Source organism: Paenibacillus taichungensis (assembly GCF_047302525.1).
Lineage (GTDB): Bacteria > Bacillota > Bacilli > Paenibacillales > Paenibacillaceae > Paenibacillus > Paenibacillus taichungensis_B.
In genome coordinates, this window is record NZ_CP168020.1 from 687,240 (window position 1) to 708,336 (window position 21,097).

The 21,097-nt window shown below is 49.2% G+C and carries 20 protein-coding genes and 2 riboswitches; of the genes, 9 read left to right on the top strand and 11 right to left on the bottom strand.

Annotation, left to right across the window (positions count from 1 at the left end):
• Positions 1–51: 51 nt before the first annotated feature.
• The 11 genes from thiE to ACDJ58_RS03225 all read right to left on the bottom strand — a co-directional run bounded on the left by thiE (position 52) and on the right by ACDJ58_RS03225 (position 10,437).
• On the bottom strand, positions 52–717 hold the full coding sequence (gene thiE / locus ACDJ58_RS03175; protein WP_413375415.1) for a thiamine phosphate synthase: 666 nt from the start codon (positions 715–717) through the stop codon (positions 52–54).
• On the bottom strand, positions 717–1,529 hold the full coding sequence (gene thiD / locus ACDJ58_RS03180) for a bifunctional hydroxymethylpyrimidine kinase/phosphomethylpyrimidine kinase (RefSeq protein ID WP_413375417.1): 813 nt from the start codon (positions 1,527–1,529) through the stop codon (positions 717–719). The genes thiE and thiD overlap by 1 nt, the downstream gene beginning before the upstream one ends.
• The gene (thiM, locus tag ACDJ58_RS03185; protein WP_413375419.1) at positions 1,526–2,338 is read right to left on the bottom strand and encodes a hydroxyethylthiazole kinase; all 813 of its coding nucleotides are present in this window, start codon (positions 2,336–2,338) and stop codon (positions 1,526–1,528) included. Before thiM ends, thiD begins: the two co-directional genes overlap by 4 nt.
• Positions 2,339–2,415: 77 nt before the next feature.
• On the bottom strand, positions 2,416–3,483 hold the full coding sequence (locus tag ACDJ58_RS03190; protein WP_413375421.1) for an ABC transporter substrate-binding protein: 1,068 nt from the start codon (positions 3,481–3,483) through the stop codon (positions 2,416–2,418).
• A gap of 48 nt (positions 3,484–3,531) precedes the next feature.
• Positions 3,532–4,344 (bottom strand): ABC transporter permease, encoded by an 813-nt coding sequence (locus ACDJ58_RS03195; RefSeq protein ID WP_413375423.1) that lies wholly within the window; start codon positions 4,342–4,344, stop codon positions 3,532–3,534.
• Positions 4,331–5,098: an ABC transporter ATP-binding protein gene (locus ACDJ58_RS03200; RefSeq protein WP_413375425.1), complete on the bottom strand. Its 768-nt coding sequence runs from the start codon at positions 5,096–5,098 to the stop codon at positions 4,331–4,333. Before ACDJ58_RS03200 ends, ACDJ58_RS03195 begins: the two co-directional genes overlap by 14 nt.
• A 176-nt stretch (positions 5,099–5,274) precedes the next feature.
• Positions 5,275–5,377, bottom strand: a riboswitch (TPP riboswitch).
• A 105-nt stretch (positions 5,378–5,482) separates the two neighbouring features.
• A complete protein-coding gene (hisC, locus tag ACDJ58_RS03205; RefSeq protein ID WP_413375427.1) occupies positions 5,483–6,604 on the bottom strand; it encodes a histidinol-phosphate transaminase in 1,122 nt (373 codons plus the stop codon).
• Positions 6,605–6,628: 24 nt separating this feature from the next.
• Positions 6,629–7,405 carry an ATP-binding cassette domain-containing protein gene (locus tag ACDJ58_RS03210; RefSeq protein ID WP_413375429.1) on the bottom strand — a complete coding sequence of 259 codons (777 nt, stop codon included), beginning with the start codon at positions 7,403–7,405 and terminating at the stop codon, positions 6,629–6,631.
• Between the two features lie 24 nt (positions 7,406–7,429).
• A complete protein-coding gene (locus ACDJ58_RS03215; protein WP_379449086.1) occupies positions 7,430–8,215 on the bottom strand; it encodes an ABC transporter permease subunit in 786 nt (261 codons plus the stop codon).
• 27 nt (positions 8,216–8,242) lie between these two features.
• Positions 8,243–9,298, bottom strand: a complete 1,056-nt coding sequence (locus ACDJ58_RS03220; protein ID WP_413375432.1) for an ABC transporter substrate-binding protein — start codon at positions 9,296–9,298, stop codon at positions 8,243–8,245.
• The gene (locus ACDJ58_RS03225; RefSeq protein WP_413375434.1) at positions 9,295–10,437 is read right to left on the bottom strand and encodes an iron-containing alcohol dehydrogenase family protein; all 1,143 of its coding nucleotides are present in this window, start codon (positions 10,435–10,437) and stop codon (positions 9,295–9,297) included. The genes ACDJ58_RS03220 and ACDJ58_RS03225 overlap by 4 nt, the downstream gene beginning before the upstream one ends.
• 293 nt (positions 10,438–10,730) lie before the next feature.
• On the opposite strand from ACDJ58_RS03225, the gene ACDJ58_RS03230 reads away from it, so the two are divergent.
• From ACDJ58_RS03230 to ACDJ58_RS03270, 9 genes are all read left to right on the top strand, one after another.
• Positions 10,731–11,606, top strand: a complete 876-nt coding sequence (locus ACDJ58_RS03230; RefSeq protein ID WP_413375436.1) for a radical SAM/SPASM domain-containing protein — start codon at positions 10,731–10,733, stop codon at positions 11,604–11,606.
• A 366-nt stretch (positions 11,607–11,972) separates the two neighbouring features.
• Complete coding sequence (locus ACDJ58_RS03235; protein WP_413375438.1) at positions 11,973–12,641, top strand: pectate lyase; 669 nt, start codon at positions 11,973–11,975, stop codon at positions 12,639–12,641.
• A 241-nt stretch (positions 12,642–12,882) separates the two neighbouring features.
• Positions 12,883–12,993, top strand: a riboswitch (TPP riboswitch).
• A gap of 230 nt (positions 12,994–13,223) precedes the next feature.
• Positions 13,224–13,817, top strand: coding sequence for an ECF transporter S component (locus ACDJ58_RS03240; protein WP_413375440.1), 594 nt, complete (start codon positions 13,224–13,226; stop codon positions 13,815–13,817).
• Positions 13,818–15,326: an ABC transporter ATP-binding protein gene (locus ACDJ58_RS03245; RefSeq protein ID WP_413375442.1), complete on the top strand. Its 1,509-nt coding sequence runs from the start codon at positions 13,818–13,820 to the stop codon at positions 15,324–15,326. It abuts the gene before it with no gap.
• Entirely contained in the window at positions 15,301–16,095 is a 795-nt protein-coding gene (locus tag ACDJ58_RS03250) for an energy-coupling factor transporter transmembrane component T family protein (RefSeq protein ID WP_413375444.1), read from the top strand. Before ACDJ58_RS03245 ends, ACDJ58_RS03250 begins: the two co-directional genes overlap by 26 nt.
• A 109-nt stretch (positions 16,096–16,204) precedes the next feature.
• Positions 16,205–18,493 (top strand): PQQ-binding-like beta-propeller repeat protein, encoded by a 2,289-nt coding sequence (locus ACDJ58_RS03255; RefSeq protein ID WP_413375446.1) that lies wholly within the window; start codon positions 16,205–16,207, stop codon positions 18,491–18,493.
• 131 nt (positions 18,494–18,624) lie between these two features.
• The gene (locus ACDJ58_RS03260) at positions 18,625–19,443 is read left to right on the top strand and encodes a methionine ABC transporter ATP-binding protein (RefSeq protein ID WP_413375448.1); all 819 of its coding nucleotides are present in this window, start codon (positions 18,625–18,627) and stop codon (positions 19,441–19,443) included.
• A complete protein-coding gene (locus tag ACDJ58_RS03265) occupies positions 19,433–20,101 on the top strand; it encodes a methionine ABC transporter permease (protein ID WP_413375450.1) in 669 nt (222 codons plus the stop codon). The genes ACDJ58_RS03260 and ACDJ58_RS03265 overlap by 11 nt, the downstream gene beginning before the upstream one ends.
• Before the next feature lie 76 nt (positions 20,102–20,177).
• Positions 20,178–21,017 (top strand): MetQ/NlpA family ABC transporter substrate-binding protein, encoded by an 840-nt coding sequence (locus ACDJ58_RS03270; RefSeq protein WP_413375453.1) that lies wholly within the window; start codon positions 20,178–20,180, stop codon positions 21,015–21,017.
• Positions 21,018–21,097: the final 80 nt, after the last annotated feature.

Below are 21,097 nucleotides of genomic sequence, written 5' to 3' on the forward strand. Positions count from 1 at the left end.
GCACCATCTATCTGGTGCAGCACATGGGCTGGCGGTGCAGGGAGCGCATGGCTACGCCTGCATCCCGCGCACCGCCGCAGCGAACTGCGCAGCCGCTGCACGCACATCGGCCGCGCCCGCGATGGCGGAGATGACGGCTATGCCGTCGGCTCCTGCCGCCATCACGGCGGCCGTGGTATCGGGCGTAATGCCGCCGATACCCACCACCGGAACTGCGATGCCTGCGGCGCGCAGTTCGGCTACCCCGGGGGGGCCCAGCACAGCGTGGGCATCCGCTTTGGACTGCGTCGGGTACATTGGCCCGACGCCAAGATAGTCGGCGCCCGCCTGCACTGCACGGCGGGCTTCCAGCGCGGAGTGGGCGGATACGCCAAGCATCCGCGCTTCTCCGATGCGGGCGCGTACCAGCGCCGCGTCCGCATCGTCCTGGCCGACATGTATGCCGTCGGCCTCTACCGCCACAGCCAGCTCCACATCATCGTTCACGATGAACGGTACCCCGTGCTGGCTGCACACCTCGCGAAGCCGCATCGCAAGCGTAATGCGTGCTTCGCCAACCAGAGCGCCAGTTCCTTTTTCCCGGAACTGGAACAGCGTAATGCCGCCAGCGATGGCTTGGCGTAGCACCGCCACCGGGTCACGCGTCGTATTCACGCTGCCCATGACCAAATACACCTGCATCGCACGGCGTACCGCTTCTGCATCCAGATGGCGCATCACTGCCCACCCCGCAGTCTGCGCTGGTACGCAAAATGATTCGTCGGCCCATGTCCGGCCCCAATCCCCAGCTCATCTTCGATGGCTGCCTGAATGAATGCTCGCGCGGTGGTGACGGCAGCCAGAACAGCTGAGCCCTTCGCCAATTCGGCAGTAATGGCCGCAGAATACGTACATCCCGTTCCATGGGTATGCCTTGTCACCACTCGAACGTTCTCCAGATAGTGAAAAGACTGCCCATCATAGAGCACATCGACAATTATGCCACTTCCCTCATCATGACCACCTTTCACTAAAGCATACGTGGAACCCATCTGCACCATCCGCCTTGCAGCTTCTTCGCGCTGACTCAGATTGGTAATAGACATTCCAGTAAGAAGCTCGGCTTCTGGAATGTTCGGTGTCGTAATCAGTGCATGAGGCAGCAACTCTTTAATCAACGCCTGAACAGCCTCCTGTTGAAGGAGGGAAGCACCGCCCTTGGCCACCATAACCGGATCGATGACCAGATTGGACCAGCCGTATTGCTGCCATTTATCAGCGACCAAACGAATAATCTCGGCACTATAAAGCATGCCCGTCTTCACTGCTGTAGGTTGAAAATCATCCCCGGTTGAATCCAACTGTTGAGCGATACCTTCAAATGAGATAGGGAAGACGCCTTGGACACCTGTTGTATTTTGGGCAGCAATGGCTGTAATTACAGTCATGCCGTATACGCCGAGCTCCTGAAAGGTCTTCAGATCGGCTTGAATTCCGGCGCCGCCACCATTATCAGAACCAGCAATCGTCAAAGCCTGCGCAATACTCATTGCGCACCTCCATCAATCTCACGAATCTGTGCACGCTGCGCGAGAACATCAGGTGTTACTTGGGACAGTTGATTCAGCAATTCGATCTGGAAGCTGCCCGGTCCCTGGTCAGCGGAACGTTCTGCCGCAATCTCTGCTGCAATGCCATAGAAAGCGAGTGCTTCCACAACACTGCCCAGCATGTCTTCACCCGGTTTCGCTATGGCTGCAAAAGCACCAATCACCGAGCTGAGCAAACAGCCAGCACCGGTCACTTGCGTAAGCAAGGCATGTCCATTACTCGTCAGGAAAGTCATTTGTCCATCCGTAATGACATCCTCGCGTCCGGTAATGACGACCACACAGCCGAGTTTTTGCGCTGCCCGTTCCGCTATTCCGATTCGATCCCCCTCGCCTTGACCTGCATCCACGCCTTTGATGCTCCAACGCTCACCGATGACATTGGCGACTTCTGCCACATTGCCACGCAATACCGTGAGGCGAAGCTCGCGAATAAGCATCTGAACGGTTTCCGTACGATAGGCGGTTGCACCAGCTCCAACCGGATCGAGCACAACAGGCACGTTATTTGCATTAGCCGATTGACCAGCCAGTCGGATCGCCTCAACTACCTTTTCGTCCAGTGTGCCAATGTTCAGTACAACCGCTCCCGACATCTTAGCGACATCAGCGACTTCCTCATGTGCATAGGCCATAAAGGGAGATGCACCTAGTGCGAGCAATCCGTTGGCCGTAAAGGGAGCGACGACAATATTAGTAATGTTATGAACGAGTGGATTTTGCGTACGAACACGTTCCAGATAAGACATATGAGTTCCTCCTTATAAATAAGCAATGACAACTTTCAAATTTCCCTTGATCTCGTCCAACAACCGATTTTCCTTACTTACTCACCCTGCAAGTTGATAAAAGCATCCTCAGCCTTTACAGAATCCGGAATCAGTTCACTTTGAACCAACCATGCACGTACGTTTTCCCAAGAAGAGGCGTCCTGCCTGCCAAACGGCTGACCTTTTTCATTCATCAGTGGCAGTAAAATATTCAGACTTTTGGTTTCGATCTCCGGGTCAAGTGGAGATGTTTCGTTCTCATGCGCAAGCAGAATGTTCAGTGCGTCCTCGGGGTGCTCTGTCACATATTTCTGACCTTCCTGCATCGCTTTGATGAAGCGGGTAAGCTGATCTTTTTTCGCTTCAATGCCCGCATCACTTGCAGTGAGGACCAGTTCATAATAATCAGGTACGCCGTAATCGACGGGATTGATCGATTTCATGGCGTGGCCTTCTTTTTCCAGAATCAATTGTTCATGGTTAATAAAACCACCCATAATGGCATCTGCCTGTCCGGAGGCCAGGGAAGGGATCAGGTCAAATCCTACATCGACCAGATTCATCTTATCGGGATTACCGCCATCCTGGCTGATCATGGTACGCACCATCGCTTCATACAGAGGGATTGAGGAATAGCCGACCGTCCTCCCTTCAAGATCTTTTGGCGACTTCACTTTACCTTCAGCTTCAGTCAACAGATGCACGAGCGGATGACGAACGACGGCTGCAATCGAACGTACAGGAATGTTCTCCCCACGCGCGAGCAAAATTTGCGGCTGGTAGCTTAGTGCAAGATCGATTTTCCCGGCGGCAACAAGTTTGAGTGCATCATTCGTATCGGCAGGCATCTGGATATCGACATCCAGACCTTGATCCGCGAAGTAACCTTTTTCCTGAGCAACATAGATGAAGGAATGCACTGCATTCGGGTACCAATCGAGCATGATGGACAGCTTGTCTTTGGATTCCGATAACCTTTCGGCCGAAGATGATTCTGTATCTTTTGCATTGGAAGTTGAATCTGTGGCAGGCGTAGTGGTACCCGTATTTCCGCATCCGCTGATGATCAGCAACAGGGTTATGAGCAGAATGGGGATCAGGGAATATATATGCTTTTTATTCATAACGTAAAGTTCCTCGTTTCCTTGTTTTCTGTTTTTGAAATCCGAAAGTTATCCAGTTTTTCTTCTACCTGCATGACGTGGTGTACCGAATCTTCTCTCCATCCATGCAATGAGTACAAACAGGGCGATACCGAGCAGGGATAACAGCACAATGGCGGCGAACATCGCATCCGTGTTCATATTGCTCGACATTCTGCGGCTGAAATAACCAAGACCCTTGCTTCCGCCAAGCCATTCCCCGATCGTTGCACCGACCACACAATACACCACAGACATTTTCAGTCCCGAAAAGAAGGAGGGAAGGGCAAGTGGAATCTGGAGTTTGCGAAAAATATCCCACTTGCTGGCCCCCATCGTCAGCAGCAGTTCACGCTGCTCCGGATCACCTTGGCGCAGGCCATCGTAGGTGCTCACCACAATTGGGAAAAATGCGATCAAGAATACCACCGCGACTTTACTCCACAAGGTGTAGCCAAACCAAAGGATGAAGACGGGGGACAGGGCAATCAGTGGGATCGTCTGACTGATCACGATGAAGGGATATAACGCTTTTTCAATCGACCGATTCATATGCATACCAGTTGCAAATACAATTCCGGCACCAATGGACAAGCCAAAACCAACGATAACCTCCATCAAGGTAGCGGGCAGATGTGTAGCCAACAGGAGGCGGCGATATTCATACAGCGAACTGGCAATCGCCGTCGGGGCTGGAATGATGAAGGAAGGCACCCATCCCATACGCACAATCCACTCCCAGATGACAAGCAGCAAGATCATGAGCAAAAGAAACAGACCATAACGGGCAAGCCAACCTCTTACGCTATCCTTCATGCTGTCTCTCAAGTTACCGTCTCGCATGCAATTGTTCCTCCAGTAGTCGTCTCATCTGGACGAGAGCCGGTTCGTAGATCATGTCCGAATGTCTTGGACGTGGCAAAGGTACCGTCAGATCCTGCAGCTGTTGACCTTGGCCCCCCGGAGTTAACAGGATAATCCGATCACTGAGCAGCAGGGCTTCTTCAATGTCATGTGTGATGAACAACACGGTTTTGCCAAGGCCTTCCCATAGCTCCAGCAGCCAGCGATGCATCTCCCGTTTGGTCAGGGCATCGAGTGCGCCGAATGGTTCATCCAGCAGCATGAGTTGGCCACCTGTCAGCAAAGTACGAAGCAGCGCGACACGCTGGCGCATGCCACCTGACAGCTCGTCCGGGTAAGCATGCGCGTGGCCGGATAAGCCAAATCTGTCGAGGCCAGCCAGGATATCTGCTCGAATCCTTACCTTATCCTGCCGACCTGCAGCAAGTTCAGAGGGGAGCATGCAATTTTCCATGACGGTTCTCCAGGGTAACAGGAGGTCCTTTTGTGGCATGTAGGCCACCTGCCCCAGTCGCTTTCCTTCTTGAACCCAAGGAATTTCAATGGTTCCGTGTGTTGGCTCAAGCAAGCCTGCCAGCAGCTTGAAAAGGGTACTTTTACCGGAGCCGCTGGAACCGATGAGCGAGACAAATTCGCCTTTGGCTACACGCATCGACACATTGGAGAGCACGGGGGAATCCCTTTTTCCCGGGAAAGCGTAGCTCATGTTGTGAATGGTTATATCGTTATCCATCTCGTTCCGTCCCCCCTTGTTATTCATAATTCAACTTCAAACCGCGGGATCTTTAATTACACCTTCTGATCTGCTCGCAGAACGCGAAAAAGACCCACCCATTTCCGGAGAAATGAGTGGGTCTGTAAGTTCAATTCACATTAAATTTCATCATCAACATGAAAAAATCCGCTTACTGAGAGGCCGCTCCACTTCCCTCCGCTGGTATGATCCAGATCAGGTTCAAAGGGTCCGAATCGTTCGATTCGTCTCAGCCGCAAGGCTCCCCTAGTGCAATGTTTAAGATATGCAGTTGTGTGTTCAGCATATATCACATGCAAGTGGAATGTAAAGAGGGCGGCTTAAAAGAAGTGTGCGTAATGTGACTTGAGAAAGTAACCTATTCTAATCGTTTGAATGTAACAGTGAATCAAGCTCACCGATCAGACGGACAATCTGCGCAGGTGTACCAATCGTAATCCGAAGCCAGGTAGGCATACCGAATTCGGCACCGCCGCGGACAGAGATGCCTCTGTTCAACAATTCTTTGGTAATCGGGCCACTATCCTGCAACAGATCAACCATGATGAAATTCGTTTCGGAAGGGATGTAGGGTAATTTCCACTGATCAAAGGACTGAATTAAAGTTTCCCGTCCCTGACGATTGTAGTGCAGGCAATGAGAGACAAATTCATGATCATCCAGACTGGCCGAAGCAGCGGCTTGGGAAGTGGCTGTCAGACTGATAGGCAGCTTGACCCGGTTAATGCCTTCAATAATGCTTTCATTCCCGATGCCATATCCAATACGCAGGCCGGCCAGTCCATATATTTTGGAGAAGGTCCGCAAAATAATCAGATTATTGTACTGCTCCAGCAGCTTAACCGTATCAGGATAATCTTCACTTTCCGCGAATTCATAATACGCTTCGTCCAGGACAACCACAACATGGGAGGGAACATGTTCGAGTAAACCAAGTAGGGCATCTGCCGTGAAAATGGTTCCGGTTGGATTATTCGGATTGCACAGCCAGATGATTCGGGTAGAAGCATTGATCCGTTGCCGGAATTGCTCCAGGTCCAGCGAATGGTTGACTAAAGGAACTTCATGGATGACACCGCCTGCCAGCAGCGTAGCGCCCTTATACCAGTTAAAGGAGGGCACCGGAATGAGTGATTCCTCGCCGGGATTAAGATAGGCTTGAGCGGTAAGGGTTAGGAGTTCGAATGATCCACTGCCAAATACCAGTTGGGAGGTACGCACACCCAGTCGCTCCGCAAGTTTGTCACGCAGCAATTGGCTGGAGCCGTCGGGGTATTGAGCCAAAAGATCGGAACCCAGCGATCTGACCGCATCCGCAGCCAGGGGAGAAGAACCAAACGGATTCTCGTTCGCTGCAAGTCGATCCACACTTTCCAGTCCCAGCTCCCGCCGGATCTGTTCCATGGATTTGGCAGGCGTATAAGCCGGAATTTGATTTAACAGGTCTTTAACAGGAGGAGAGGGTACGGGTGAAAGGGATTGCATAATCAAGCCTTCTTTCCAGTGGAATTAGATCGAGAATGATATCTGTTTCTGGGCAATCTGCTGTGCTGTCTCTTGTGGAGGAGTCAGCAACCGATTCAGAATCAGGTTTTCAAAATGAGCAAACCCGCTATCCCGAACGCGTGGCCGCTCCAGCGTAATTCGGGTATCCATCGTTATATGACCATCTTCGATTAACAGCACCCTGTCTGCCAGCGCAACCGCCTCACTGACATCATGAGTGACCAGAATGACGGTCAGGCCTTCTTCTACCCACAAGCGTTCGATTAATTGCTGCATCTCAATTCGGGTTAATGCATCCAGTGCACCCAGCGGTTCATCCAGCAGCAGTAAGCGTGGATGACTTGCGAGTGCCCGTGCCAAGGCGACACGTTGTTTTTGTCCGCCAGATAATAACCCCGGCCAGTCACCTTCACGCTCTCCAAGTCCTACATTGCGAAGCGACTGGCGTGCATCTTCCTTGTTCTTGTCGGGGATGCCCAGCCGTACATTGTCGAGCACGGATTTCCAAGGCAGCAGCCGGGCTTCCTGAAACAGAAACCGTGTCTCGGGTGCTGTACTGCCAAGCTTTCTGTTGCCCAGCATAATGCTCCCGGAAGAGGGGGGTTCCAGCCCGGCGATCAGACGTAGCAAAGTACTTTTGCCACAGCCGCTTCGTCCAACGATGGCTACAAATTCCCCTTGTCTAACATTGACGTTGATGTCGGATAGAATCGTCCGCTGATCATACGATTTCTGAACCCCATCTACTTGAAGAAAAGGACTGATCTGACTTGTGCTCATGGATTAATTCACGCTCCTTTGGCTTTACTTGCGGGATAGAGCCGGGTTCCAGCGCAGCCAGCGCCGTTCCAGCCATTTGGCGATGGTATCGGACAGCTTGCCCAGCAGAGCATATAGCAGAATGCTTAAGACGATTACGTCCATCTGCATGAATTCCCGCGCGTTCATCGCCATGTATCCAATCCCCGCATCCGCCGCAACCGTCTCGGCTACGATAAGTGTCAGCCACATAATGCCAAGTGCATAACGAATGCCCACCAGAATGGAAGGCAGTGCACCAGGCAGGATAATGTCCTTATAAAGGGACCAACGGCTGAGGCCATATACTTTGCCCATTTCAATCAGACCGGGATCGACCGATCGTATGCCGTGAAACGTATTCAGATATACCGGAAAGAATACACCTAGGGAAACGAGGAATAATTTTGCTTCTTCACCGATCCCGAACCACACAATAACGAGGGGGATCAAGGACAGATGCGGAATGTTGCGGATCATCTGCACCGAGGAGTCGGCGATCTTTTCCGCAAGGGAGGAGATGCCATTCAGCACACCCAGCAGGAAGCCCAGACCCCCACCAATGAGAAATCCTCCCAAAGCCCGCCTGGCGCTGATACTGATATTGTTCAATAACTCACCGTTTCGAAGCAAACGAATGAAGGCCTCCAGTACCTGAGCGGGACGGGGCAAAATATTGGCTGCAACAACTCCAGATGCAGTAAGCCATTGCCACAAAGCCAGAATGAGTAGTGGGACAACAAAAGGAATGAATTGGTTAAACCATGCCCGGTTAAAGGTGTTGGACCGCACGTTATGCCTACCTCCTTGCTTCCTTCGTTATTGGCTACCTGGAGCTGGAAGTTGATCTTGAAGTTCATCACTCCAGAATGTGCTCACATCGACTGCCTGCTCAAAAATTCCCGCTTGCTGAAACGTATCCGCTACGTCCTGTTCGGACTTGATGGCCTCGTCAGAAATGGCAACAATACGTGATGGGCGTTGTGCTTCTCCATCCGTGTAGGTTTTAAGGGCTTGTTCCACCGGCTGGTGGGTGTTGTCTGCTGTAATTTGAGCCCACGCATCCTTATTGGCACGAGCCCAATCATTGAATTTGTTGATTCGCTCCAGATAATCGGCAAGGACCTCTTTCTGTTCCGCATTTGCAATAGCCTGATCGGAGGCGGCTACAAGGAAGCTGCCTGATAGGATATCTTTGGCGCTGGCGAGCGTTGTTGCTTCATTCAGATGTGCGGAGATGATGGCATTGCCGTAACTGGCAAGGGCATCCACTTTCCCGCTAATCAGGGCGCTGAGTCCATCGGCTGTTGAAAGTTCGACCGGACTGATGTCACTCCAGGTTAATCCGGCTTCCTCCAGTATTTTGAGCAGGAAATAGTGGGCCGTTGTATTTTTTACGAAAGCAACTTTCTTGCCTTTCAGGTCAGCAACTGATTTGATCGATGAACCTTTAGGAACAACGACCTCCTGATTTAATGTGCTGCCTTGTTGTACCGCAATAATTTTGAAGCTTCCACCATTGGCAGCCTGAGATGCAAAAATGGGCGGAATTTCACTGGTAACACCAAAGTCCAATTGATTTGCAGCCATCGCTTCGAGGATCAGGTTACCCCCCTGAAATACGTTATAAGTGACTTTATAGGGGGTGTCATCGAGTCCGGCGGCTTTTAGCCCCAATTCGAGATTGCCCCATCCGGTCTGACCAACACGAATAGTAACGTCATTATTCGAAGCAGCTGATGCCGCTGTCGGTGTTGAGCCTGTACCCGCGTCCTGATTGTCAGCTCCGGCAGAGCAGCCGGAAATCAGCAACAACAGAAGCGCGCTCAGAAAGGCAGTTAAGGGAAGAGTGTAATGGCGGTTTGGACGGATCATAGGGAGGAGACCTCCTTGGTGTATGAACTGCTTTCACTGGACTGACTGGATTCTCTGAATGTTTGGCCGATACGGTCTGCCTGAAGAATGGCTTCGGATACCTGCGCCGTGCTAACTCCGAAGGAGAGATGTGCCGCACTGCCTTCCCTCAGCTGTAGTCCTGCTGCAATGCGTGCAGCAGCTTCTTGAGACTGTTGTTGTATGCCGAGTTGGGCAAGAGTGATAGGCAGATTCAGCTTATGTAACAGAGTGGTCAGCTCATGAAGCTCATCCCCTGCTTTGCCTTCAAGAATCCACTGGGTGAACAGTCCAAAAGCTACCTTTTCTCCATGTAGTGAAGCGTGTGTTTCGGGTAATTTGGTGAGGCTATCATGTAGCCCATGAGCAATCGCGGCATGAAGTGATCCATCGCTAATGCTGCCCACAAGGCCTGCGAGCACAATAATGGCATCGGCAACATCACGGAATTGAGGCGTACTACCGGTTGTATCGGTGGATTCATAGACATCGATGGCGTGCGCTTCAAGAATATCGAGTGCAAGCTTGGCAGTGCTGACACTGTTTCGGAGAGTGAGGCTGGTGGCGTTACCACTCAGATTAACGGCGAACTCATGCCATTTTACGAGCGTGTCACCGATCCCTGCGGCCAAATACCGCCTTGGTGCACTCGCCAGAATATGAGGATCAGCCAGAACGAGATTAGGCGAACGGCGCAGGGGACGATATCCTGCAGATTGGCCCTGTTCATCATAGAGCACGGTTAAGGCGGACCAGGCAGCGCAGGTTGCGGCAATCGTTGGGACCGTTACAATGGGCAATTGGGCTTGCTCGGCCACCGCTTTGGACAGATCAAGTACTCTGCCGCCACCGACGCCGATAATCAGATCAACATCCAGATCGAAAGCTTGTTGCGTAAAAGTATCAATCTGGCCTGTTGTAACCTCACCGTGAAACAATTGCACATGGAACTTGATCTTATGCTCCTCCAGTGAAGGAAGAAGGTAAGGCTTTACGGCTTTTAATGCAGACTCACCGGCGATGATCAGAACATGTTGCCCAAGCTGTGCAATTCGCGAACCACTTTGCTCAAGAATGTTAGCCTCGTGTACATATACTGCGGGTGCCTTAACAGTAATCATGAATACACTCCCTTTATAGCTTATTATTCTTACGTTTTAACTAGGTTTTAATTTCTTTAGATTCTAGCATCGCGTTTCAGCAACCACAATAACCCGGACAATCAATAGATCCTATACTTCGATTGAAAGAATCTATAGGTGGACGTAGTTAATGGATTCGAGGAGAAAAGGGAATTAACATGCTGTTTGATTTACCTCGGCTCCCGAACCCGATATAATAGTGGTGGCACATATGGGCCGGATCACAAATGAGGGTGGGACTGTTCTCCCTCTAGCAGAATGGGGACCCCGAGTTGAAAACGTTCAAGAAAGTATATATTGAGATCACAAGTATATGTAATCTGGCATGCAGCTTCTGTCCACAGACCAAACGTGCCAAAAATTTCATTGACCCTGAAGTCTTCAACAATATATTGGATCAGATCAAACCCCATACCAAACATATTTATTTACATGTCAAAGGTGAGCCGTTGCTTCATCCTAAAATTGATCTGTTACTGGATTCAGCGCATGAAAAGGGATTTAAGGTCAATATTACGACGAACGGTACGCTACTGCCCAAGACTCAACATAAACTGCTCGGCAAACCGGCACTGCGTCAAATGAACTTCTCTCTGCACAGCTTTGATGGTCACGAAGGGTCCACAGACCGTGAGGGCTATCTGGGCAATGTATTGTCATTTGTCCGGGAAGCAGTGAAGCACAATGTCATTATTTCATTCCGACTCTGGAATCTGACACAGGATAACTTCACGAATGCCCAGATGAACCGAAACCGGGAGACGCTGGAGGTTCTTGAACGGGAGTTCAATCTGGATTTCCGCATTGAGGAAAAGGTGATGCCGGGTAGCGGTGTCAAAATTGCCCCGAATGTGTATCTGAATCAGGATCATGAATTTCAGTGGCCGAGTTTGGATGCACCGGAAGATGACGGCAAAGGCTTCTGCCATGCGCTTCGTAGTCAGGCTGCAGTGCTTGTCGATGGAACTGTGGTTCCATGCTGTCTCGATGGTGAGGGTGTGATTAACTTGGGCAACGTTCATGAAAAATCGTTCTCGGAGATTGTGGATGGTGAACGAGCCAACAATCTGTTCTATGGTTTCTCCAAACGGGAAGCAGTGGAGGAATTATGTCGGAAGTGCGGATATCGTCAGCGGTTTGGCGCTTAAAGCGTAATTTAATAAATAAAATGAGATTCAAAATAATAGAGATCACGTTGTCTGGAAACAGATGAAGTGGTCTTTCGTTTTTTTCTAGAACGATAAAGGAGCATATAGCCATAGATTACAAGTTGTAAAAGAAGCATACCCGAAGTTGAGATCGGCACATTACACAATGGAGTACGATACAAAAAATGCCGAAATCACAGGCAAAATGCTGTCATTCCTATATCTAAGCTAATGATTATTATCGTAACATTCCTTTTTTGGTAGGATCAGGGTAGGTTCCGAGCCAGAGGTGCACCTCTGATAGGTTCCTTGGGGACAAGCTTATGCTTGTACGCCAATTCATCAGAATAAGGGAGGATTTAAGTGATGAAAAAAATGTTGACGTTGTTGCTGTCCGCCGGTCTGGTCGCTTCATTATTCGGTGCAATTCCAGCTTTTGCTGCACCTACTGTTGTGAACTCAACGATTATTGTAGCTAAGGGTGAAACTTTTGACGGCAAAGGCCAAACCTATGTAGCCAACCCTTCCACACTGGGAGATGGATCTCAAGCGGAAGATCAGAAACCAGTATTTCGGTTGGAGGCAGGTGCCACACTCAAAAATGTAATTATCGGTTCACCTGCAGCTGACGGTGTTCATTGTTACGGTAACTGTTCTATTTCGAATGTGGTATGGCAAGACGTGGGCGAGGATGCACTGACGCTGAAGTCTTCCGGAACGGTCAACATCACTGGTGGAGCAGCTTACAAGGCCTATGATAAAGTATTTCAAATGAATGCAGCCGGAACGATCAACATTAAAAATTTCCGTGCAGACGACATTGGCAAGCTGGTGCGTCAGAATGGCGGAACAACCTTCGCCGTGAACATGACGCTCGACAACTCGGACATTTCCAATGTCAGAGATTCCATTATGCGTACGGATAGCAGTACATCGCAAGGGAAAATTACAAATACCCGTTACTCCAAAGTACCGACCTTGTTTAAAGGCTTTGCATCGGGCAAAACAAGTCAATCCGGGAATACACAATATTAAAAGCGGAGCGTACCTGCTTGCATGGAATGTTCCATTGATACGGAAATACACCAAAAGGTATCCTTCGGGAGGCCTTTTTGGTCATGTAGTTCTAAATATGGACTGCAAGAAATACAGCTTGAAGAAGAGGCATATCCGCACAAATTGAACATATAGTTAATCACTCTTTCTTCTAGGTTAAACCGATTTTTCCTTATCGGGATTGTCACAAATACCCATGTGTTGTACAGTAGAAGCAATGAAATAAGTGAACCGGGTGCTCAATGAAGTTGGGCTGAGAGAGCGGCCTTGTGCTGCTGACCGTATATCTGATCTGGGTAATGCCAGCGTAGAGAACATGAATTTGCGATGAGCAATGGTAAGCGATAAGGGATAGATAATAAATGTCAGCGTTTCTTGGATGCAACGGGATTTTTTCTGATGTGACGGGGATGGTGTCGTTTGTTTTCTTCTTTCTCTATAACTGCCTAATGCGTAGCATCGTGAGAATTGTAAACTGTGCGTATGGCCTGCCTGTGAACCGGGGAGGCTTTTTTTGTTTGTTTTATAAATCAAGGGAAACAGAGGAAGGAAGTAGAGAACATGTCAACAGCAGTAGGCAGCAACAGATTGAAGTTAACCGATATTTTGGTAACGATTGTGATTGCAGTGGTATTTGGGGTGATCTACAAAATATGGGGACCTACATATGATCTGATGAAGCCATTCGGCGTTCATGCGGAGCAGATGATTTACGGCATGTGGTTCATGGCGGGCACCTTTGCCTTTGTAATCATTCGTAAGCCGGGTGTAGCCATTCTGGCTGAAGTTGCGGCATCAACGGTGAGTGCTTTTCTCGGAAGTGAGTGGGGCATGTCGACACTGGTGTATGGGCTGTTGCAAGGGCTGGGTGCAGAGATCTTCTTCGCCGCATTTCTGTATCGGAAAAGCAATCTGTTCGTCACTTGCCTTGCGGCTATTGGTGCAGCGGCGGCTTCGCTTGTACTGGATTATCAGTACGGGTACATTGATTCCCTCTCGGCTTGGAACTACACGCTGTTTATCGGTTTCCGCTTCGTTGGAAGTATTCTGATTGCGGGAATATTCGCCTATTATCTCGCGAAAGCGCTGGAACTTACAGGTGTAACACGATCCCTTAGACCGGTGTCGAAGCAGGATTATGAGGCGCTGGATTAGATGAATGAAGTGGAGAATGTGCAAGCGGTAGGTGTTACGAATCTAAGATGCAAGTTCCCGGGAGAGAAGGCCTTGGTGTTTCAAGGCTTGTCTCTCTCTGTGCGTCAAGGGGAGAAAGTGTTGTTGCTTGGACCAAGCGGCTCTGGCAAATCCACCTTGCTGCAAATTTTGAGCGGTCTGATTCCACGCTCTGTGGAAATTCCGATGAAATGTGATGACATTCAGGTTCCAGAGCAGTCCGGTATTGTTTTTCAAGATCCGGATACCCAGTTCTGTATGTCATATACGGATGAAGAGATTGCTTTTGTACTGGAAAACCGGAATATTCCACGTGAGCAGATGCCTGCTCTTATCCATCAATACTTGGAACAAGTAGGGTTACATTTTGAACATAACCGAACACTCATTCAATCCATGTCACAGGGGATGAAGCAGCGTCTTGCGATGGCTTCGATTCTGGCCATGGAGCCAGACGTACTCTTTTTGGATGAACCAACGGCACTGCTGGATGATGAAGGAACCTCTCAGGTGTGGGATACGGTGAAACAGATTGCACAGGACAAAACACTCATTATCGTGGAACATAAAATTAATGAAATTGTCGAGTGGGTGGACCGAATCATCGTATTGTCGCCTGAAGGAAAGATTGTGGCAGATGGCCCGGCGAATCAGGTGTTTACAAATGAGCGGAATATGCTCAGGGAATACGGAATCTGGTATCCAGGGGTTTGGGAAGAACGAGGGCAGACGAAAGCACAGACGTTGGTCACAGGACAGTTTATTCGTTATGGGGCAACAGAAACTGAAAGTATGGATAACAAGGAGGGGCGAGCTTCTGCGCTGCCCCAACCAGCCCTGGAAATGCAACAATTCACCGGATGGCGCGGAAAAACACCTTTCATTCAGGTGGAACAGGCCAAGGTATGGCACGGAGATTGGGTAGGGATTGTCGGGGCTAACGGAGCAGGTAAAAGTTCGTTATTGCTGTCCATGATGAATATTCTAAAAACGACAGGTCATTATGTTGTGGAAGGACAATCGGCCGGAAAAACCGAGCAGCTTGCAGATCACATCGCCTTTGTATTCCAGAATCCTGAATTCCAATTCGTGACGAATACGGTTCGGGATGAAGTGGGATTTTCCTTGCTGAGCGGCAAGCTAACTGCCGAAGAAAGAGGTATCCGAACCGATCATATGCTGGAGCAATTCGGACTTACTGACCTGTCGGGGAGGCATCCATACCAATTGTCGATGGGACAGAAACGACGGCTGAGTGTAGCTTCAGCTCTGGTACGGGAACAGCGTATTCTGTTACTGGATGAACCTACCTTTGGACAGGATGCGCGGAATACCTTTGCCATGTTATCACAGCTGGAGCGGTTGCGGCGTGAAGGGACAGCCATTGTAATGGTTACGCATGACCGGGAAATCGTGAAACGTTATTGCACCAGGATTTGGACGGTGGATGAGGGGAGGTTAACGGATGCAGCTCTCGTTTCCTCATCGTGAGACATGGCTTCACGCGGTGAATCCGGGGTTGAAAATGATTTTCCTGACAATGTTATTTGTCTTCGTCATTCTTGTTCACAACCTGAATGTTATGGCTAATGTGGCAGTCGTCATGCTGTTATTACTGGGCTGGACAGGTCACCCATGGCTCAGATTATTGCTGTATGCGTCTCCGTTCATTCTGGTATTTATATCAACTTCCACAGGTATGATCATGTTTGGTAAAGGCGAGACCACCTGGTTTCAGTGGGGATTGATTCATATTACCGAAGAGAGCTTCTATCGTGGGTTGCATCTGGGATTTCGTTCGCTAAGTATGGCGGCGGCTGGATTGTTATTCGGCCTGACGACCAAGCCTGTTCGTCTCTTTTATTCCCTAATGCAGCAGTGGAGGCTCCCACCCAAGTATGCCTATAGCTTTCTGGCGGCTATGCGCATGATTCCGATTTTGCTGGATGAATTCCAGACGCTGCGTTATGCCATCCGCATTCGGGGAACGAGGCAGCGCGGCTCCAGCTGGAATGTATACGGCATACTGAAACGATATGCTATTCCACTACTTGCTCAGAGTATTCGCCGTGCGCAGCGTATGGCGGTGGCGATGGAAGCGAAAGGATTCAAGGAAGGCGGGAGCCGGACCTATTACATTCAAATCGGGTATTCCCGAGCGGATGTATGGTTTATGGGTTATTTTATCATCATGTTGACGGCTGCTTATATATTGGGAACCACATTCCCTTATAATTCAATGCTAGTGGATGTAAGGTGAGACTTGTAATTATTTTGTACCTTGTAAATATATTTGGGAGTAACAGTAACTTTTCCTTGTTCAAAACGTCTTTAATGGAAATAACTTCAAATAGATGAGGTGAACGAGTGTGAAGACAGAGTCGAAGTGGCAAAAGACGGGGTACCTATGGATCACTGTAACTGGAATATCGGCCGTGCTGCTTACGGGGTTCATGCTGCTGGATACGAATACGGAAACAAGGGCAGCACAGGGCTCCGGTTCGACAACTCAAGCCTTATCTGCACAAGCAAAAACGACTTATAAACCGGGAGATATTTTAAATTTGGAGGCAGGTATGCCCCTGTACACCCAAGTAATAGGTAACAAAGTGCCCGTTGATCTGATGGGAATACAGTACTACACTTCCAGCAATGAGAAAATTAAAGTACAAGCCGCTCGCGGCGAATGGATCAAATTCCAGGATTACAGCAGAGGTGAACTCTGGATTCCCGGCTGGTACGCATCCAAAGAAAGTCGAAGCCTAAAGACTGTAACTCCCCAAACGTTCAGTCTTCGTCCTGGAAGTAAGCTGTATCTGGCTCCTGGAAGTACGACAAGTTGGACTCCAAGCCCAACGCTCACAGACCAGGCGTTGATTGTTGCAGCGACGAAGGATTGGTACGGTTTGTCGATTGCCCCGCGCGTTTGGAATAAGGAATCATTCACCTATCGTCCTGCATTGCTTTGGGTTAAAGCACAGGCTGTAGAGCAACAAGCCATTGTAGCGGATGGTTGGTTTCAACAGGATGCATCGCAGACGGCTTTGGCTGTACGCCATTTGACGGATATCATGCTGAACAAAAAAACAACCTCCAAACAAGTCGGAAAATGGCTCGGTGAACCGGATTGGAAAGAGAATTCAGCCAATTTGAATGACACCGGTTATACGATGAGTATTGGACAGACCTGGCGATATGAGCGAGCAGATGCCCAATTTTTGGTGACATTCAATAAGAACGGCAAACTTGCTAGAACACGCTGGAATATACCGCAAGATGACCGAAACAATGTGGTGTCCGATTGGAGCTTCGGTCGTTCGGATGAATATGAATTCACAACCAAAATCACAGGCAAATCATTGCCGATAACGCTACCTTGGAAACCAATATGGACAAATCAAGGGGATATCAACTATACCTTTTTGCAAGCAGCGACGGATGATGTGCTCCTGATGAAAGGGGATGACGGTGGATTTAGTGGGGGTTACTACGAAGGTTCCATATACGCCCTTAATCGTCATTCAGGCCAGAAACTATGGCAGATCAATTCAGGATATGGTGCGCTGCAAGCATATATAGATACCAACCGTGAAGCAGTTACGATTTATACAAGCTATGACCCTGACAAGAAAGAATACGTGGATCGTATACGCCATCTCCGGATGAAGGATGGAGAGGTCACTTGGGAGTACACCCCACAGAAACAAATCAGATTGAAAGGCATCACAGCTGCGAAGAACGTATTGATTGTAGATAAACCAGCTGCTGAAGGCTCAAGTAATGGGCGAATAACGGTACTGAACAGTGTGAACGGAAAAACGTTGTGGACGCGGAAGCTTAGTACAGGATATCAACTGTTGAACCAGAGTGCAGATGACCCTTATGTGTTATATTGGGAGCAAGATCAACTGGTTGCAGCCGATCCTCAGTCAGGTCGAACCATATGGAGCTTGAAATCCAAACGATCCACCATAGAACAACTTGTGAATGATCCATATTTTGACGGAGTCGAACGTCTTGATCCGTTTGCGCCAGCTCAGCCCGAACGCTGGATGTTACAAGGTCATCAGTGGGTACTACTTAATCTGAACACAGGCGCACAGCTGGCGAACTTCCCTGCTCGGGAAGGACAGAGATTCGAGGTGCTGAATGATGGCATGCTGTTGATCCGAGAGAACAAAAAAGGCGATCATTATGGAGAATTTTCGGCTTTCACAACCACCCTGTACGATGCCAAGAGCGGGACAAAACGTTGGACGCTGAACGACAAGATCGAACGTGGATTTGTGGAGGAAGATCAATTATATGTAATCAAAAACGGATATCCGGCAGCCCTTGCATATGATACAGGAGAGACACGTTGGAATACACAAAACACGATTTTGTCACTTCGATACCCTACCAATCAGGGGAGTTACGTGGTGATTAAAGATCAGCTTTTGCTGCCGATGGGTGAGGATCTCCTAGTTATGGATAAAAATGACGGCACCTTGATCGGCCGTGTGCATGACGTTGTGATGGGAAACCCGGAACATCGTGATCGGGACGCGAAGAATGGAACCATGAATCGACTTGGAAATGAAGTCTATATTGGGTCGTCCAACGGACGGTTTAGTATATATGATGCAAGTGATTTGGACACAGATATCTTACGTTAAAGCTTGTTTCATGTCGAATGATGATTTATTATAAATAAACAGGATTGCTCGCGCTCCGGTTATCGGCTGTGCGGGCTTTCTTCATGTGTTCTTGAAGGACCATGTACGATCAATCGCAGGAGGAATCTCCCATGATTTCATTATACGGGGTAAGCAAGCGTTATAACGAGCGTGGTTCCCGTGCAGATCAGGGATTCGAGGCGCTAAGCTCGGTTTCCCTAGAAGTAGGCCAGGGAGAGATCCACGGCATTATCGGCTCCAGTGGTGCAGGGAAATCCACGCTTCTGCGCATGCTCAATGGATTGGAGAAGCCGGAAGACGGCGAAGTCATTGTGAATGGGCAGCATCTGACCCGGATGAGTGAGAGTAGTCTGCGGGAGGCACGGAGGTCCATTGGCATGATTTTTCAGCACTTCAATCTGGTCAGCAATCGAACCGTAAGTGGAAATGTCTGCATGCCTCTGGAACTTGCGGGCGTCTCCCGAACCGAGCGGGTTGCACGAGGACTTGAGGTATTGAGATTTGTCGGACTTGAAGATAAGGCCAACCAGTATCCTGCACAGTTAAGTGGAGGGCAAAAGCAACGTGTTGCCATCGCCAGAGCACTTGCCAGCCGCCCGGATGTGCTGCTCTGTGATGAACCAACATCTTCGCTTGATCCGCAGACCACGAGTGGAATTCTGGATGTGCTGCGTCATGTCAATGAAACGCTGGGGGTAACTATTGTACTCGTTACACATGAGATGGAGGTTGCCCGAAAGCTCTGCGACCGGATATCGGTGATGAAAGAGGGACGGATCATCAAAACGCTGTCGGAAGCGGAAGTACGCAGCATACCGGCACCGAAGCCTGATCTTCTAACATCCTTGTTGATGGGCGAAGATGTATCCATGAGCGGACGAAATACCTCTCTTCATGGCGGTCAGGAGGACAATAACGATGATACCTGAGTCCATTGTGAAGTATCAGCATGAAATTTGGCAGGCCATCGGAGAGACGTTTGTCATGGTGGGGATCTCCATCACGGCGGCTGTGTTAATCGGGTTGCCTCTGGGTACACTGCTGTATCTGTTCAGAAAAGGGCAACGTTATCAGAATCGACCTCTGTTCACGATTCTGGGAAGTCTCGTCAACATCATTCGTTCCTTCCCGTTTCTGCTGCTAGTCGTATTTATGATTCCGTTCACACGTCTGATCGTTGGAACATCCATCGGGACGCTCGCGGCAACCGTGCCGCTCTCGGTCATCGCAATTGCTTATTACGCCAGACTGGTAGAACAGGCATTGCTTGATGTCCCGAAAGGGGTGGTTGAAGCTGCTTCTTCCATGGGTGCATCGACCATACAGCTTGTGGTGAAATTCCTGTATGTGGAGGCTCGCTCAAGTCTTGTACTCGGCTTAACAACGGCAACCATCAGCTTTATCTCTTACTCTACGGTCATGGGTATTGTCGGTGGTGGCGGTGTTGGTGATTTTGCGATTCGTTACGGTTATCAGCGATTCGAGACGGAGATCATGGTATTTACGATTATCATTATGATTATCCTGGTACAGATGATCCAATTTACTGGCAGCAGACTGTCCCGCTGGCTCGATCGCAGATCCTGAAGAAGGACAAGCAGTGCAGAAAGATTGAATTACAGCATGAACAATACAGATTACATGATGAAGGGGTTTATATCAGATGAAAGCAAAACTAATACTCATGCTGCTGGCAGTGACGCTCGTAGCAGCCGGATGCGGCAAAAAAGAAGAAACACCTGCGGCGGAAGGAAATAAGGAAGGCACTCAAGCCGGACAAGAAGTGACGTTGAAAGTAGCTACTTTGATTCCGCCAATGACGGATGTGCTGGATATTGTGAAGCCATTGCTGAAAGAAGATGGTGTTAATCTGGAAGTTGTTGTACTTTCCGATAACGTTCAACCGAATACTGCACTGGCGAACAAAGAAGTAGACGCAAACTTCTTCCAGCACGTACCTTACATGAATCAGTACAATGAAGCAAATAACGCTAACTTGGTGGCTGTTCAACCGATCTACAATGCCATCTATGGAGCATATTCCAAAAAGGTTAAATCCATTGAAGAATTGCCTGAAGGTGCAACGGTAGCGATTGCAAACGATCCGTCCAACATTGGACGTTCGCTGGTGATGATGGAACAGAACGGCCTGATCAAGCTGAAAGAAGGCGTCGATTTTAATGCTACGCAAGCAGACATCACGGAAAACACGAAGAACTTCAAGTTCAAAGAAGTGGATCTGTTGATGCTAGCCCGCATGTTGGATGATGCGGATCTGGTTGCCATGACTCCAGCCTATGCGAGTCCGCTGGGGCTTACACCGAAGAAGGATGCGCTGTTCACTGAGAAGGATGATTCCCATTTTGCCATTACCTTGGTTGCCCGGGAAGATAACAAGGATTCGGAAGCCATTCAGAAGCTGGCGAAGCGTATGGCGGGTCCAGAAGTGAAAGCCTTCTTTGAAGAGAAGTATGCAGATATTGCAATCCCGGCTTTTAAATAAGATCCGTTAATCTGCAACTAACATGATTGTACTGAAATGATACAAGACAAATACGAAGACCCAGGCCTCATTCGCCTGGG